Source organism: Lentzea sp. NBRC 102530 (assembly GCF_030269365.1).
Classification (GTDB): Bacteria; Actinomycetota; Actinomycetes; order Mycobacteriales; family Pseudonocardiaceae; genus Lentzea.
Genome location: NZ_BSTF01000004.1, coordinates 1 through 14,195, shown reverse-complemented (window position 1 = coordinate 14,195; position 14,195 = coordinate 1). Strand labels below are relative to the sequence as shown.

Here is a 14,195-nt window from a genome sequence, read left to right as displayed (position 1 = left end):
GCCGATGCGAGTCTGATACCACCGCGCCGTATCCTGTCCACATGGCTGGTAAGCAGGACAAGGCGGCGGCGAAGGAAGCGGCGAAGGTTCGCCGCGCGGCTTCACGCGAACGGCGCAAGCAGATCTTCGAGGCGTTCAAGATGCAGCGCCGCGAGGACAAGGCGCTCGTGCCGCTGATGCTGGGCGCGGTCCTGGGCGTCACCGCCATCGCCGTGGTCCTCGGCCTGGTCTTCGACGCGGTCTGGATGTTCGTGCCGCTGGGCGTCGCGATCGGCGCGCTGCTGGCCGTGATCATCTTCGGCCGCCGCGTCCAGAGCAACGTCTTCCGCAAGGCGGACGGCCAGCCGGGCGCGGGTGCCTGGGCCCTGGAGAACCTGCGCGGCCGCTGGCGCGTCACGCCCGCCGTCGCGAACACCACGCAGCTCGACGCCGTGCACCGCGTGCTCGGCCGTCCGGGCGTGGTCCTGGTCGCCGAGGGCGCCCCGCAGCGGGTGAAGCCGCTGCTCGCGCAGGAGAAGAAGCGCATCTCCCGCGTCGTCGGCGAGACCCCGATCTACGACTTCATCATCGGCAGCGAAGAGGGCCAGGTCCCGCTGAAGAAGCTGCAGTCGACCCTGATGAAGCTGCCGCGCAACATCACGGCCGCCCAGGTCGACACCCTGGAGACCCGCCTCGCCGCGCTGGCCAGCCGCGGCCCGGCCCTGCCCAAGGGCCCGATGCCGGCGGGCGCCAAGATGCGCAACGTCCAGCGCGCGATGCGCCGCCGCTGATCTGCACCTGCTCCCACCACGTGAAGAGGCCCGCCGCACATCTCGTGCGGCGGGCCTCTTCACGTCAGGCGCCGCCGACGGCGACCCGCACCGTCGAGTAGCGCCTGCGCAGCTCCTTGAGCGGCGCGTACTCCGGCGAGTTCCAGAAGTCCTCCACGGCTTGCATGCTCTCGGACTCGTGGATCACGAGCCTGCGCCACGACCAGTCGCCCTCCAGCACCTGCGGGGCCGCCGCGTCGAGGACGTTGCGCGCGCCCACCTTCGCCATGAGCGGGAACACCTGGTCCACGTACTGCTGGAAGCCCTCGTCGTCGGCGATGTCGGAGTCGTTGTCATCGCGACGATGCGCGTGGGCCGCGCCGGTTCACCACGCTGGTGGGGCAGCCGCCGATGGCGTACCTGACACGGTGGCGGCTGAGCAGCGGCGCGCAGATGCTGCGCGACGGCGACGAGACGCTGGCCGCGGTGGCGCGGCAGGTCGGTCACACGTCCGGGTTCGCGTTCGCGGCGGCGTTCAAGAGGGAGTTCGGCGTGGCGCCCGGCAGGTTCCGGCGCGGCTAGCGGACCTTGATGACCACGGTGCCCGCGGCCTTGTCGTGCAGGCAGCGCCCGTCCGCGTCCCAGACCAGCGCGGGGATCAGCGGGAAGATGAGGATGGTGCGCAGCAGCGCACGCGGCAGGTGCACGAACTGCTTGCCGTCGATCCGGGCCACCCGCAGGCCGAGCAACGCGTGACCGGGCGTGAACCCGAAGAACGCGACCGCGACGGTGGTGATGACGAACCAGGCGAGCAGGCTCCAGTTCTTCGGCAGGTCGGGCTGTGTGAACAGCGCGGCGACACCGGCCGAGAGCAGGAAGTCGACGAGGATGGCGAACGTGCGCCGCCCGATCGAGGCGATGGACCCCGGCCCGTCCTTGGGGAAGCCGTGCCGCTCACCGCGCCACCGCTGTTGCGTGCCGTCGTTCGAGCCTTCGCCCGGCGACAGCACCGAGTCGGGTCCTGACAGCCACGAACCGGTCCACCTGCTCACCCCACCAGAGTAAAGCCGTGCTCACCGGGTGAGCACGTCCAGGTCGTCTTGCCCCTTCGGACGACCCCGTTAACACTGGCGAAACATCCGAGTGACGGACGGGCAACACCGCCGACATACGGTCGCTCGTGATGACAAGCCGTTGTCCATAGTCAAGGAGTCGACGAGGGTGTTCAAGAATTCCGACGAGGTGCTGAAGTTCATCACCGACGAGGGCGTCAAGTTCGTCGACGTGCGGTTCAGCGACCTGCCGGGCGTGATGCAGCACTTCACGCTGCCCGCCAAGGCGTTCGACGCTGACGCCATCGAAGAGGGTCTCGCCTTCGACGGCTCCTCCGTGCGCGGCTTCCAGTCGATCCACGAGTCGGACATGCTCCTGCTGCCCGACCTCTACACCGCGCGCCTCGACCCGTTCCGGATCGAGAAGACGCTGATCGTGAACTTCTTCGTGCACGACCCGTTCACGCGTGAGGCGTACAGCCGCGACCCGCGCAACATCGCGCGCAAGGCGGAGCAGTACATCACCGACTCCGGCATCGCCGACACCGCGTACTTCGGTGCCGAGGCCGAGTTCTACATCTTCGACTCGGTCCAGTTCGACACGACCGCCAACTCCGCGTTCCACAAGATCGACGCGGTCTCCGGCTGGTGGAACACCGGCCGTGAGGAAGAGGGCGGCAACCTCGGCTACAAGGTCAAGTACAAGGGCGGCTACTTCCCCGTCACCCCGAACGACCACTACGCCGACCTGCGCGACCAGATGGTCCTCAACATGGAGGCCCAGGGCTTCACCGTCGAGCGCGCCCACCACGAGGTCGGCACCGGCGGCCAGGCCGAGATCAACTACAAGTTCAACACGCTGCTGCACGCCGCGGACGACCTGATGCTGTTCAAGTACATCATCAAGAACACCGCGTGGCAGGCCGGCAAGTCCGTCACCTTCATGCCGAAGCCGCTGTTCGGCGACAACGGCTCGGGCATGCACACGCACCAGTCGCTGTGGAAGGACGGCGCGCCGCTGTTCCACGACGAGAGCGGCTACGCGGGTCTGTCCGACACCGCCCGCCACTACATCGGCGGCATCCTGCACCACGCGCCGTCGCTGCTGGCCTTCACCAACCCGACGGTCAACTCGTACCACCGCCTGGTCCCGGGCTACGAGGCCCCGGTCTCGCTGGTCTACTCCCAGCGCAACCGCTCGGCGTGCGTCCGCATCCCGATCACGGGCAACAACCCAAAGGCCAAGCGCATCGAGTTCCGCTGCCCCGACTCCTCGGGCAACCCGTACCTCGCCTTCTCGGCGATGGTCATGGCGGGCCTCGACGGCGTGAAGAACAAGATCGAGCCGCCGGCCCCGATCGACAAGGACCTCTACGAGCTCCCGCCCGAGGAGGCCCGCGACGTCAAGCAGGTCCCCGCGACGCTGGACGCCGTGCTCGACAACCTCGAGGCGGACCACGAGTTCCTGCTCGAGGGCGGCGTGTTCACGCCGGACGTCATCGACACCTGGATCTCGTACAAGCGCGAGCAGGAGATCGACCCGCTGCGCCTGCGCCCGAACCCCTACGAGTTCGCGCTCTACTACGACGTGTGATCGGTTGAACTCCACCTGGAAGGCCCGGCAGGACTCCTGCCGGGCCTTCCGGCTGTCTAGGACCCCATCAGCGTCGCCTTCGACGAGACGCCGTTGATCCCCTCGCTCACCCGCACGTTCGACACCACCACGTCCGCCTCGCCGCCGGTCGGCAGCTTGATGCGCGCCTCGCCGCCGGTCAGCTCGTCCGCGGCCGAGCCGGCGCCGGACAGCTGCCACATGCCCGCGTCGTTCACCGTCTCGATCAGGTCGACGCGGTCCAGCTCGACCGCGTTGCCGTCCGCGTAGACGAGGCGGGCGGGGCCGGAGTAGCTGAACATCGCGGTTCTCCCTGTCAGGTCGGCGTCACCGTGTACACGGACGCGGAGGCACTTCCTGTTCAATGAAAACCGTGCCCAGGGACATCGTGTTCTTCCTCGCGCCCGATGACGAGAGCGCCGCCGCCACGCGCGACCGGCATCCCACGCCCGAGTTCCAGGGACTGGAGTTCCACAACTTCGACCCGGACATGGCGGTCGTCGAGTGGGCCAGGCACCTCGAGGCACCGGGACGGCCCTTCACCGGCGACGAGCAGAAGACCAGGGGCGAGTGGCCGCGGTACGTGGCCGAGTACCGCAACGACGGCATCGGCGTGTTCGTCATGCCGGACAAGCTTCGCGCCGCGCTCGCGAACGCCACGCGGGACGAGTTGCTCGGGGTCGCGCAACGGTGGGGCGAGTTCCTCGTGGAGATCGACGAGGACGAGCTGACCGCCGGGGAGAGGCTGGAGGTCGTGCACGGCGTCGCGACGCTGGCCGAGGACGAGCTCGGGCTCTACTGCTGGGTCTGGTGAGGTTGCCGCTCAACGAGATTGCCGCGCCGATCCGAAGAGGACTGATTGCGCGCGGAATCACGTCGCGAGCTTCGCGCGAACCTCCATCAGGGCCTCGCCGAGCAGGTTGAGGCCGAGCCACTGCGACGGATCCGCCGCTCGCGGGTCGGTGGCGACGAGGCCGATGCCCCACACGCGGTCCTGCGGGCTGGCCTCGACCAGCACCCGCGACCCCGTGGCCAGCAAGTAGGTGCGCAGTGCCGGGTCCTGCCCGAACTTCGCCAGGTTGCCGGACACGACGATCTCCATGCGCGCGGAAACCCACGCGGCGTCGGAGAAACCGGAGACCTGGCGGCCCAGTGCCTTGGCCTCGGCGGGGGTTCGGGCCGCCAGTACGCGCGCGGCGATGCCGGCGTCGTCGAACAGCAACGCCTTGCGCCACATCATGTAGTGCTCGGCGGACGTGAACGTCTCGCCGTCCGCCTCGAAGGAGCACGGCCACCACTGCGACAGGCATCCCTTGCCGATGCCGCCGTCACGTTCGGGCTGGTGTCCCCAGAAGAACAGGTACTTCACGGCCCGAAGACTAGGCGTCCTAGCGCAGTGAGTCGTCAGGGTTTTCGTCGGGCTCGGGCATCTCCGGTTCGCGCCAGGCCTCCGCACGCGTCGGGCCGTTGGCGCGCAACTCGTTCTCGATCTCCTTCTTCAGGAGGTCGTCCTTCGCGAAGCCGTGCTGGTCACTTCCGCGTTGAGTCATGTCCAGGGCGTACCCAGGTCATGTCAGAAAATCACTTCGGCAGCGGGATTCCGGTGACCGTGATCGCGGCGCCGGTCGGGGCGAACTGGCCGGAGATCGACGAGAACGTCAGGGTGAGCGACTTCACATTCGCGCCGAGCTTCTCGTCGAGCACCACGATGCCCGAGGCGGTGGTGCCCTGGATGATGGGGCCTTCCCACTTGCTGCTCGATGCCGCGTAGGTCCGGTTCAGATCGTCCAGGACCGCGATTCCGACCACGGGGAGGGTCATGCGGGCCTGGGAGGCGTTCGTGGCCGTCACGAAGAGCTTGACGCGGCTGTTCGCCACCTCGACGCGGGTGACCTCTATGGTCAGCATGCCGCGTTGCTGCTTGAACGAGCCCGTCCCGACCTTCACCTCGGCCGACGGCTCCGTCGTTTCCAGTGCGCCGTCAGGGGTTTCGACGACGTTCGTCGTGGTCGTCGTACCGGTCGGATTGGGCTGAGCGGCCGAGTTCTCACCGCTCAGTGCGAACTGGATGACACCCAGTAGCGCGAGCACACCAACGGCAACACCCGCGATCGTGACCGCGGTCTTCGTTCCGCGCATGACCCGACGATGCTGCATGACTTCCTTCGTTCGACCCCCGGGATGTGCCCACAGCTCCCCCTCTGGGCGCGCCTAGTCTCATCTCGATTGGGTGAAACGTCAATGCGCTAGTGTCCGCGCGTGTCTCAAGATGTCGCCGAATTCACGGCTCCGCAGCTGCTCACCACCCACATCTTCGACTCCGCGGGAGATGCGCTCGAAGCGGTTCAGGCCGCTGACGTGCTCGACCTCGGTGTCCGCGTCTACAACCGGCTCGTGCCCGACGTCGACGACGCGGAAGCGTTGGAGGAGGAGTGGGTCGTCGAGGTCTACACCAGCGCTCCGGCGGTGGACCCCGATTCCGACGAGGACTGAGCAGTTCCAGAACCGGGGGCACCCCGTCAGGAGTGCCCCCGAACCTGAAGAAATACCTGAAGGTTTCAGACGGTCAGCACAACTTTTCCGCGCACGTGGCCACCTTCGAGCAGCTTGTGCGCCTTAACGGCCTCCGCCAAGGGAAAAGTCTGCTGCACCTCGACGTGCAACCGCCCCGCGGCGACCAGGTCCACCAGCCACTGCGTCTGCTCGGCGTTCGGCCGGGCCCAGGTGTTGACCACGCCGTTCTCCAGCGCCCTCGGTCCGTCCACAATGGACGTCATCCGCGCCCGGTCGCGCACCAGCTGCAACGACTGGTCGAACGCGAGCCCGCCGGCGTTGTCGATCACCACGTCCACCAGGCCGTCGCCGCCGACGAGCTCCGCGACCGCGTCCACCAGCGCGTCTCCGTACGCGACCGGCTCGGCGCCGAGCGAGCGCACGAAGTCGTGGTTGCGCGGCGACGCGGTCCCGATCACCCGCGACGCCCCGAGCTCCCGCGCGATCTGCACCTGCAGGTGCCCGACGCCACCGGCGGCCGCGTGCACCAGCACGACGTCCCCGGAACCGGTTCCGGCCACCTTCAACGCCTGCAGCGCGGTCAGCCCCGCCAGCGGCAGCGCCGCCGCCGTCACGAAGTCCACGGTGGACGGTTTGCGCGCGACCAGCCGGTCCGGCAGCGAGATCAACTCGGCGTAGGCGCCGAACTGGACGTGGTCCTTGCGGGCGTACGCGAGCACCTCGTCACCGGGTTTCCAGTCCTGCACGCCGATGCCGACGGCCCGCACCACGCCGGCGACGTCCCAGCCGGGGATCAACGGCATGTGGTGCGGCATCAGGCCGCTCAGGTACCCGGCTCTGATCTTGAAGTCCACCGGGTTCACCCCGGCCGCACGCACCTCCACCAGCACCTGGTCGGGCCCGAGCAACGGGTCGGGCAGCTCCTGCAACGACATGACCTCGGCGTCGCCGAAGCGGGTCAACGCGATCGCTTTCACGGTTTCTCACCGTAGAAGACACGCTCCGCCACCGCACGCGCACGGCGAGTGGTCCTGCGGTACGCCTCCAGGAACTCCCCCGGGTCTCCGCCGGGCTCGTGCCCCATCACCGACGCCACCGCGACGAGGTCGCGCCCGGACGTCGGCAGTTGATCAGACGCCTTGCCCCGCACCAGCGTCACGGCGTTGCGCGCCTGCGTCGCCAGGTTCCACGCGGCCGTGAGCGCCGCCGCGTCCTCCTCCGCCAGCAGCCCGGCCTCGACGGCAGTGGCCATCGCGGCCATTGTGGACGGTGTACGCAGCCCCGGCACCGCGCCGGAGTGCTGCAGCTGCAACAACTGCACGGTCCACTCGACGTCCGCGAGCCCGCCGCGGCCGAGCTTGGTGTGCGTGCTCGGGTCAGCGCCGCGCGGCAGCCGTTCCGCGTCGACCCGCGCCTTGATCCGCCGGATCTCCCGCACGGACGCCGCGTCCAGACCGTCGGCCGGGTAGCGCAACGGCTCGATCAACGCCTCGAAGTCGGCGCCCAGCGAGGCGTCGCCCGCGATGAACCGGGCCCGCAGCAGCGCCTGCTTCTCCCAGATCTCGGCCCACTGCCGGTAGTACGCGCGGTACGACTCGAGCGTCCGCACCAGCGGCCCCTGCCGTCCCTCCGGCCGCAGGTCCGCGTCGACCTGCAACGGCGGGTCCTGCGACGGTGCCCCGAGCAGCCGCCGGATCTTCTCGACGACGCCGCTCGCCCACTTCACCGCGTCGGCGTCGGACACGCCCTCGTGCGGCCGGCACACGAACAGCACGTCCGCGTCCGACCCGTACCCGAGCTCGTGGCCGCCGAGCCGGCCCATGCCGATCACCGACAACGCGGCGACCGGTTCGCTGGACGCGCGCACCGCCGCGTCCAACGCGCTTTGCAGCACCGAGCTCCACACCTCGGACAGCGACACGCACACCGTCTCGAGCGGCATGAACCCGAGCAGGTCCGCGGCCGCGATGCGCAGCAGCTCGTGGCGCCGCAACGATCTCGCCGCCGCGATCGCCCGCGCCGCGTCGCCGTAGCGGGAAACGGCGCTGCGCAACGGTTTCCCGATCGCGTGCGGATCACCACCGACCAACGCCTCGGTGTCCGCGAGCAGCCGCAACACCTCCGGCGCGCGCACCAGCAGATCCGGCACGAGCCGCGAGGTGCCGAGCAGCACCGCGAGCCGTTCCACGACCGCGCCCTCGTCGCGCAGGAGCCGGAGGTACCAGGGGGTTTCCGCGAGCGCCTCGGACACCTTCCGGTACGCGAGCAGCCCGCCGTCCGGGTCGGGCGTGCCGGCGAACAGGTCCAGCAGCACCGGCAGCAACGCACCCTGGATGCGCGCCCGCCGGGACATCCCCTGCGTCAACGCCTGGATGTGCCGCAACGCGCCGTCCGGCGAGGTGTAGCCCAGTGCCGCGAGTCGAGCCACGGCCTCCTTGGTGGTGAGCCGCAACGCTTCCGTCGGCACCCCGGCGACCGACTGCAGCAGCGGCCGGTAGAACAACTTCTCGTGCAGCCGCCGGACCTGGTTGGCGTGCCTGCGGAACTCCGCCAGCAGCACCTGCCCCTCGGACTTGCGCCCGTCCGCCGCCAGCCCCACCGACCGCGCCAGCCACCGCAACGCCGTCGCGTCGTCGTCGGCCGGGAAGAGGTGCGTGCGCAGCATCCGCTGCAACTGGAGCCGGTGCTCCAACGTGCGCAGGAACCGGTACGAGCGCCCGAACTCCGCCGCGTCCTCACGGCCGACGTACCCGCCCTGGCCCAACGCGGCCAACGCTGCCGTCGTCGCCTGGATGCGCAGGTCCTCGTCCGAACGACCGTGCACGAGTTGCAGCAGCTGCACGGCGAACTCGACGTCGCGCAACCCGCCGCGGCCGAGCTTCAGCTCGCGGTCCGCGAGCCCGGACGGCACGTGGTCCTCGACCCGGCGCCGCATCGCCTGCACGTCCTCGACGAAGTTCTCGCGCTCGGCCGCCGTCCACACGTACGGCCGCACGACGTCGAGGTACGCCTGCCCGAGTTCGGCATCGCCGACGACCGGCCGCGCCTTCAGCAGCGCCTGGAACTCCCAGGTCCGCGCCCACTTCTTGTAGTACGACGCGTGCCCGTCCAGCGTGCGGACCAGAGCGCCCGCCTTGCCCTCGGGACGCAGCGCGGCGTCGACCTCGAAGCACGACTGGCCGGCGATCTGCATCATCGTGCTGGCCAGCCGGGTCGCCACGCCGAGTTCGCCCTCGGCGACGAACACCACGTCGACGTCGCTCACGTAGTTCAGCTCGTTGGCGCCGCACTTGCCCATCGCGATCACCGCGAGCCGGCAGCGGTCAGCGCCGTTGACGCGTTCGGCCGCGAGCTTCAACGACGCCCGCAACGCCGAGACGGCCAGTTCGGACAGTTGCTCGGCCACGATGTCGTACGGCACGTACGGCAGGTCGGGCTCGACGACGTGCGCCAGGTCGTTGGCTGCCACGAGCAGCAGCTTCGCCCGGTACTCCGTGCGCAGCACGTCGTCTTCGGCCAGCTCCAGCGACACGTCGACGTCGTCGGTCAGCGAACGCCACCGGTCGGGGTTCGCGACGAGGAAGTCGGAGAGGGCCGTGGACGAGCCGAGCACGGCGAGCAGCCGCCCGCGCACCACCACGTCGTCGTGCAGCGCGGCCGACAGGGCGTCCCAGTCGGCGACGTCGTGCAGGCGTTCGAGGCCCCGCAGCGCGAGGTCGGGATCGGGGCAGCGGGACAGCGCGGACAGCACGGGCTCGGCGCCGTCGGCGGGCCTGCGGTCAGCCCACAGACCGAGGCCGCGCAGCACTTCCTCGCTGCGCGGCTCGGTGAGCCCGAATCGTGCGGGAGACGCGTGGCGGACTGGTTCGCTCATCGTGAGCCAACCCTATGCCGTGCAACGTCAGAAGACGATCAGAGACAACCCGTAGAGCACCACGGCGACGCACCCGGCGAAGCTCGCGTAGGCGGGCACCTTCTTCTCACCCGACAGCGCGCGGATGCCGACGACGAACAACGTCACGACCAGAACCGTGACCAGCAGCGTGGCGCCGAAGACCTGGACGAGCGCCATCCAGTCGACCTTCATGCCGCCACCTTGTGCAGTTCGGCCTGCGCGGCCACCTCGTCGACGATCTGCTCGGGCTTCACCGGCTCGCGGCGGGCCAGCAGCCAGATGCCGAACGAGACGACGGAACCGATGACGGCGACGCCGACGATGCCGACCGTGCCGGTCGAGGCCCACTTGCCGGCGAGCGCGCCGACGATGCCCGCGGCGGGCAGGGTGAGCAGCCAGCCGGCGGCCATCTTGCCCATGGTGCCCCACTTGACGCCGCGGCGGTCGCGGCCGAGGCCGGAGCCCATGATGCCGCCGGACGCGACGTGCGTCGTGGACAGTGCGAAGCCGAGGTGCGAGGACGCGAGGATCGCGGTGGCGGTGGAGGTCTGCGCCGCGAAGCCCTGCGCCGGTTCGATCGTGGTGAGGCCGCGGCCCAGTGTGTGGGTGATGCGCCAGCCGCCGAGGTACGTGCCGAGCGCGATCGCGAGACCGGCGCTGACGATCACCCAGGTGGGCGGGCCGGAGCCGGGCGCGAGCGAACCGGACGTGATCAGCGCGAGCGTGATGATGCCCATCGTCTTCTGCGCGTCGTTCGTGCCGTGCGCGAGCGAGACCAGCGAGGCGGACGCGACCTGGCCGACCTTGAAGCCGGTGTGCGCGGTGCGCGGGTCGGCCGCCTTCTTGAGGCGGTACACGATGATCGTGGCGATGGCCGCGACCAGGCCGGCGACGAGCGGCGCCACGATGGCGGGCACCAGGACCTTGTCGACGACCTTGGCGAAGTGGATGGCGTCCACACCGGACGAGACCCAGGCGGCACCGATCAGGCCGCCGAACAGGGCGTGCGACGAACTCGACGGCAGCCCCGCGTACCAGGTGACGAGGTTCCACATGATCGCGCCGACCAGCCCGCCGAAGATGATGGCGGGCGTGATCTTGGCGTCGTCGACGATGCCGCCGGAGATGGTCTTGGCCACCTCGACCGAGAGGAACGCGCCTACGAGGTTGAGCACCGCCGACAACGCGACCGCCGTGCGGGGCTTCAACGCACCCGTGGCGATGGAGGTGGCCATGGCGTTGGCCGTGTCGTGGAACCCGTTGGTGAAGTCGAAGATGAGAGCAGTGACGACGACGATTATCACTACAAGAGCGGGATCCACAGTGATCCTCCGGCTGGATCGAACAAGCTGTCCAGGAGGTTACGGTACCGCTAACGGAGGAAGTCTTAAAACCTACGAAAGTTATGTCACACCAACGGAAGTTGTGTGCCAAACCCGCCTGCGGGCAACAGTTCTCCCCGAACGAGTTTCGCGAAGCGGGCGACGAAGGGTTGCCACACCTCTTCGATGTCCCGGTGCGCCTGCTCGAGGAACTCCTGGTCGAAGTGGTGAGCTCGCGCACAGGCCGCCGAATCAGGGTCCTTGGCGGCCCAGTTCAAGACGATTTCCGGCGTCGTCTCGATGTGGAACTGGAGGCCGTAAGCACTCGCACCGACCCGAAACGCCTGATTCGGATATTTGGGAGAGGCCGCCAGGTGTTCCGCGCCGGGCGGCAGCAGGTGCACCTCGTCGTTGTGGAACTGCAGGACGTCGGGCGTGAACGGCAGGTCCGCGAACAACGGGTCCATGCCCGCCGCGTCCCGCTTCGCGACGAGCAGCACACCGACCTCCGGCCCTTGTGGACCCTTGCGCACCTGCCCGCCCGTGGCGGCCGCGAGCAGTTGCGCGCCGAGGCAGATCGCGAGCGTCGGCAGCTTCTTCGCGACCGCGCTGGACAGCAGCCGGCGCACGTCCGCGAGCCACGGGTGGTCGAGGTCGTCGAGCGCGCCCATCTCCCCGCCGAGGCAGATCACGCCGTCGTAGCCGTCGAGGTTCGCCGGCGCGGGCTGGTCCTTGAGCGGCACGAGGTCGAGTTCGACGCCCTCGGCGTCGAGCCAGTCCCCGAGCTTGGCCAGCGGGTCTGACTGCGAGGGCTGCAGGACGAGCAGGCGCGGTGCGTTCACGGCATCGAGCCTAGGTGGGAGCAGGTCAGCAGTGACACGCGACCTTGGATACGGCGGCGCCGACGAGCTCGTCGGACTCGACCGGGTAGCCCGCGTCCCGCCAGGCCGTGATGCCGCCGGAAAGCCGCTTCACCCGGTAGCCGCGCTGGGCGAGCGCGAGGGCTCCCTTGGTGGCGGCGTTGCACTGGAAGCTCTCGCAGTAGCAGATGTAGACGAGGTCCGGGTCGAGGTCGAGGGTCTCCGGGAGGTCGCGGTAGGGCAGGTTGATCGCGCCGGGGATGCGGGCCTGGGCGAACGCCTCGGGGGCGCGCGTCTCCACCAGGACGTAACCGGTGACGTTGCCGTCCCGCAGGTCGCGGTGCACGTCGTCGGGGTCGGCCTCGAACGCGAGCTCGGCGGCGAAGTGGGCGGCCGCGGTGTGCGGATCGGCGGCGGGGAAGCGCAGTGCGTTCGTCATGCCGTTGATCCTGCTGGCGGCGGGTGGTGTGCGGACATGCTGAAGTCCAGGCGTTCCGGCTGCTCTTCCTATGATTTCCAGGTGGGACTCGACGCGGTGGACTGGAAGCTCCTGTCGCTGCTCCAGCGGGACGGGCGGATGTCGTTCACGGAACTGGGGCGGCAGGTGTCGTTGTCGGCGCCGGCCGTGACCGAACGGGTGCGCCGGCTCGAGTCCCTGGGCGTGATCACCGGGTTCACCGCGGTGGTGTCGCCGGCCCGGCTGGGGTTGCCGATCGAGTCGATCGTGCGCGTGCGGGTGCGGTCGTTGGACACGCCGCGGTTCCGTTCGCAGGTGCTGGTGCTGCCGCAGATCCTCGACGCGGACCACGTGACCGGCGACGACTGCTGGTTGCTGCGGGTCGTCTGCCGGTCGATGGTGGAACTGGAGGAACTCGTCGAGGTGATGCAGCGGTACGGCGACACGACCACCTCACTGGTGTTCTCGTCGCACGTGCGCAACCGGCCGCTGGCACCCGAGCTGTTCGACTAGTCCTGCCACCAGTACTCGGCCCAGTCCTCGACGGGGCGGTAGCCGATGCGCTGGTAGATCGAGTTCGAGATCGGGTTGCTCAGGTCGGTGAAGAGCAGAACGTCCGTGGCACCCCGGTCGAGCGCCCACCGCGTGACGGCGGCGGTGGCCGCGGCTCCGTAGCCGTGCCGGCGGTGCTCAGGTGGGGTGTAGACGGGGCCGATGCGGGTCATGCCGAACTGCGGGAGGCTGGCCATCGCCCAGGCGACCGGTGTGCCGCCGACCTCCCAGAGGAGGTGGCCGTTGCAGAGGCGCACCGAGGTGCGCATGGCTTCGGTCGCCGGTTCGGGTGGCAGCTCCGGGACGGCTTCCGCGAGGAAGGCCACGCGCCAGACGCCCAGGAGTTCGACGTCGTCTTCGGTGGCCAAGCGACCGGCACCGCCGGCCTGTGGCAGGACGAGGGTGCCGAGCCGGTACAGCCTCGTGTGCAAGGCCTGCCGGTAGGCCCTTCCCGTCGCTGTGGCGAAAGCCTCAGCCGTTTCGCACGGGCCGGTGACCCCCGGGGAGTCCGGATCGATCCTCGCGACGAGGTTCGCCGCGAGGCCTGCCGCGGGGATCGGGAGATCTGCCGTCTGGAACGGCCGGCCACCGATGCGGACGAGGGAACCGATCACCGCGCCGTCGGCGTGAAAGGTGATCAGGGTCAGCACCTCGTCCGCGGCCGGCGCTCGGCGGACGCGGTCCAACGTCGTCAAGGCCACCGTGTTGCGCACCGGATCGGCTGCCAGCCGATCGAGGGTCGCCACGTCGAACGACTCGAGGCTGGCGTGCACGACCGCGTCCATGGCTTCCATGAGACCAGCGGGGGCAAGCGAAATAGTCCGGACATGCCAGAAGACCCCTGAGGGGAGCACTCGAAGTGCTCGACCCTCAGGGGTCTTCCGGAATTAATGTTCGGCGACGACCTACTCTCCCACACCGTAACCAGTGCAGTACCATCGGCGCAGAAGGGCTTAACTACCGGGTTCGGAATGGGACCGGGTGTTTCCCCAACGCTATTATCACCGAAACTCTGTGGAGTTGTACCTGCGGCGATCGGTTGCCGCTCGGTTCTTCCAGAACCGCACAGTGGATGCGTAGCGTCTTTGTAACAAGTCCTCGGCCTATTAGTACCAGTCAGCTCCAACCGTTACCGGTCTTCCACCTCTGGCCTATCAACCCAGTGGTCTAGCTGGGGGCCTT

General features: G+C 69.1%; 18 protein-coding genes, 2 rRNA genes and 1 pseudogene. 6 read left to right on the top strand and 15 right to left on the bottom strand.

Translation table 11 applies throughout. The features are described from left to right. Positions 1-41: 41 nt before the first annotated feature. Entirely contained in the window at positions 42-770 is a 729-nt protein-coding gene (locus QSK25_RS11390) for a DUF4191 domain-containing protein (RefSeq protein ID WP_285637681.1), read from the top strand. Positions 771-834: 64 nt separating this feature from the next. Here the strand turns inward: QSK25_RS11390 and QSK25_RS11385 are convergent, their stop codons facing one another. Continuing rightward, complete coding sequence (locus QSK25_RS11385) at positions 835-1,089, bottom strand: DUF1330 domain-containing protein (RefSeq protein ID WP_285638678.1); 255 nt, start codon at positions 1,087-1,089, stop codon at positions 835-837. Positions 1,090-1,127: 38 nt separating this feature from the next. On the opposite strand from QSK25_RS11385, the pseudogene QSK25_RS11380 reads away from it, so the two are divergent. After that, positions 1,128-1,331 (top strand): annotated as a pseudogene (locus tag QSK25_RS11380) (helix-turn-helix transcriptional regulator); the annotation flags it as partial. Here the strand turns inward: QSK25_RS11380 and QSK25_RS11375 are convergent. Next, positions 1,328-1,801 carry an RDD family protein gene (locus QSK25_RS11375; RefSeq protein WP_285637679.1) on the bottom strand — a complete coding sequence of 158 codons (474 nt, stop codon included), beginning with the start codon at positions 1,799-1,801 and terminating at the stop codon, positions 1,328-1,330. The pseudogene QSK25_RS11380 and the gene QSK25_RS11375 overlap by 4 nt on opposite strands. A gap of 169 nt (positions 1,802-1,970) precedes the next feature. Here QSK25_RS11375 and glnA point away from each other — a divergent pair, with 169 nt between their 5' ends. Then, positions 1,971-3,395 carry a type I glutamate--ammonia ligase gene (gene glnA / locus QSK25_RS11370; RefSeq protein WP_285637677.1) on the top strand — a complete coding sequence of 475 codons (1,425 nt, stop codon included), beginning with the start codon at positions 1,971-1,973 and terminating at the stop codon, positions 3,393-3,395. 56 nt (positions 3,396-3,451) lie between these two features. Here glnA and QSK25_RS11365 read toward each other — a convergent pair whose 3' ends face one another. Then, the gene (locus QSK25_RS11365; protein ID WP_285637675.1) at positions 3,452-3,715 is read right to left on the bottom strand and encodes a hypothetical protein; all 264 of its coding nucleotides are present in this window, start codon (positions 3,713-3,715) and stop codon (positions 3,452-3,454) included. A 71-nt stretch (positions 3,716-3,786) separates the two neighbouring features. Between QSK25_RS11365 and QSK25_RS11360 the strand changes: the two genes are divergently transcribed. Continuing rightward, entirely contained in the window at positions 3,787-4,227 is a 441-nt protein-coding gene (locus tag QSK25_RS11360) for a hypothetical protein (protein ID WP_285637673.1), read from the top strand. Positions 4,228-4,284: 57 nt separating this feature from the next. On the opposite strand, the gene ybiA is transcribed toward QSK25_RS11360, so the two are convergent. From ybiA to QSK25_RS11345, 3 genes are read right to left on the bottom strand one after another with little or no spacing between them, the layout of a single operon-like run. Then, positions 4,285-4,782: a riboflavin biosynthesis intermediates N-glycosidase gene (gene ybiA / locus QSK25_RS11355; protein ID WP_352235732.1), complete on the bottom strand. Its 498-nt coding sequence runs from the start codon at positions 4,780-4,782 to the stop codon at positions 4,285-4,287. A 19-nt stretch (positions 4,783-4,801) separates the two neighbouring features. Further along, positions 4,802-4,963, bottom strand: coding sequence for a hypothetical protein (locus QSK25_RS11350; RefSeq protein WP_285637671.1), 162 nt, complete (start codon positions 4,961-4,963; stop codon positions 4,802-4,804). 31 nt (positions 4,964-4,994) lie between these two features. Further along, on the bottom strand, positions 4,995-5,552 hold the full coding sequence (locus QSK25_RS11345) for a hypothetical protein (RefSeq protein WP_285637669.1): 558 nt from the start codon (positions 5,550-5,552) through the stop codon (positions 4,995-4,997). Between the two features lie 120 nt (positions 5,553-5,672). Here QSK25_RS11345 and QSK25_RS11340 point away from each other — a divergent pair, with 120 nt between their 5' ends. Continuing rightward, positions 5,673-5,906 carry a hypothetical protein gene (locus tag QSK25_RS11340; protein ID WP_285637667.1) on the top strand — a complete coding sequence of 78 codons (234 nt, stop codon included), beginning with the start codon at positions 5,673-5,675 and terminating at the stop codon, positions 5,904-5,906. 65 nt (positions 5,907-5,971) lie between these two features. On the opposite strand, the gene QSK25_RS11335 is transcribed toward QSK25_RS11340, so the two are convergent. The 6 genes from QSK25_RS11335 to QSK25_RS11310 all read right to left on the bottom strand — a co-directional run bounded on the left by QSK25_RS11335 (position 5,972) and on the right by QSK25_RS11310 (position 12,443). After that, entirely contained in the window at positions 5,972-6,904 is a 933-nt protein-coding gene (locus QSK25_RS11335) for an NADP-dependent oxidoreductase (RefSeq protein WP_285637665.1), read from the bottom strand. Beyond that, entirely contained in the window at positions 6,901-9,801 is a 2,901-nt protein-coding gene (locus QSK25_RS11330; RefSeq protein WP_285637664.1) for a bifunctional [glutamine synthetase] adenylyltransferase/[glutamine synthetase]-adenylyl-L-tyrosine phosphorylase, read from the bottom strand. The genes QSK25_RS11335 and QSK25_RS11330 overlap by 4 nt, the downstream gene beginning before the upstream one ends. A 27-nt stretch (positions 9,802-9,828) precedes the next feature. Continuing rightward, positions 9,829-10,014 carry a hypothetical protein gene (locus QSK25_RS11325; protein ID WP_285637663.1) on the bottom strand — a complete coding sequence of 62 codons (186 nt, stop codon included), beginning with the start codon at positions 10,012-10,014 and terminating at the stop codon, positions 9,829-9,831. Then, on the bottom strand, positions 10,011-11,144 hold the full coding sequence (locus QSK25_RS11320) for an inorganic phosphate transporter (protein ID WP_285637661.1): 1,134 nt from the start codon (positions 11,142-11,144) through the stop codon (positions 10,011-10,013). Before QSK25_RS11320 ends, QSK25_RS11325 begins: the two co-directional genes overlap by 4 nt. Positions 11,145-11,230: 86 nt before the next feature. Next, positions 11,231-11,986 carry a type 1 glutamine amidotransferase gene (locus tag QSK25_RS11315; protein WP_285637654.1) on the bottom strand — a complete coding sequence of 252 codons (756 nt, stop codon included), beginning with the start codon at positions 11,984-11,986 and terminating at the stop codon, positions 11,231-11,233. Between the two features lie 25 nt (positions 11,987-12,011). Continuing rightward, entirely contained in the window at positions 12,012-12,443 is a 432-nt protein-coding gene (locus QSK25_RS11310) for a rhodanese-like domain-containing protein (RefSeq protein ID WP_285637652.1), read from the bottom strand. An 81-nt stretch (positions 12,444-12,524) separates the two neighbouring features. On the opposite strand from QSK25_RS11310, the gene QSK25_RS11305 reads away from it, so the two are divergent. Next, positions 12,525-12,974 carry an Lrp/AsnC family transcriptional regulator gene (locus QSK25_RS11305; protein WP_285637649.1) on the top strand — a complete coding sequence of 150 codons (450 nt, stop codon included), beginning with the start codon at positions 12,525-12,527 and terminating at the stop codon, positions 12,972-12,974. Here QSK25_RS11305 and QSK25_RS11300 read toward each other — a convergent pair. The 3 genes from QSK25_RS11300 to QSK25_RS11290 all read right to left on the bottom strand — a co-directional run. Next, complete coding sequence (locus QSK25_RS11300) at positions 12,971-13,798, bottom strand: GNAT family N-acetyltransferase (protein ID WP_285637647.1); 828 nt, start codon at positions 13,796-13,798, stop codon at positions 12,971-12,973. The two genes, QSK25_RS11305 and QSK25_RS11300, sit on opposite strands and share 4 nt — an antisense overlap. A 107-nt stretch (positions 13,799-13,905) precedes the next feature. Then, positions 13,906-14,022: ribosomal RNA gene (gene rrf, locus QSK25_RS11295) — 5S ribosomal RNA — on the bottom strand. Positions 14,023-14,099: 77 nt separating this feature from the next. Further along, positions 14,100-14,195: ribosomal RNA gene (locus QSK25_RS11290) — 23S ribosomal RNA — on the bottom strand; the annotation flags it as partial.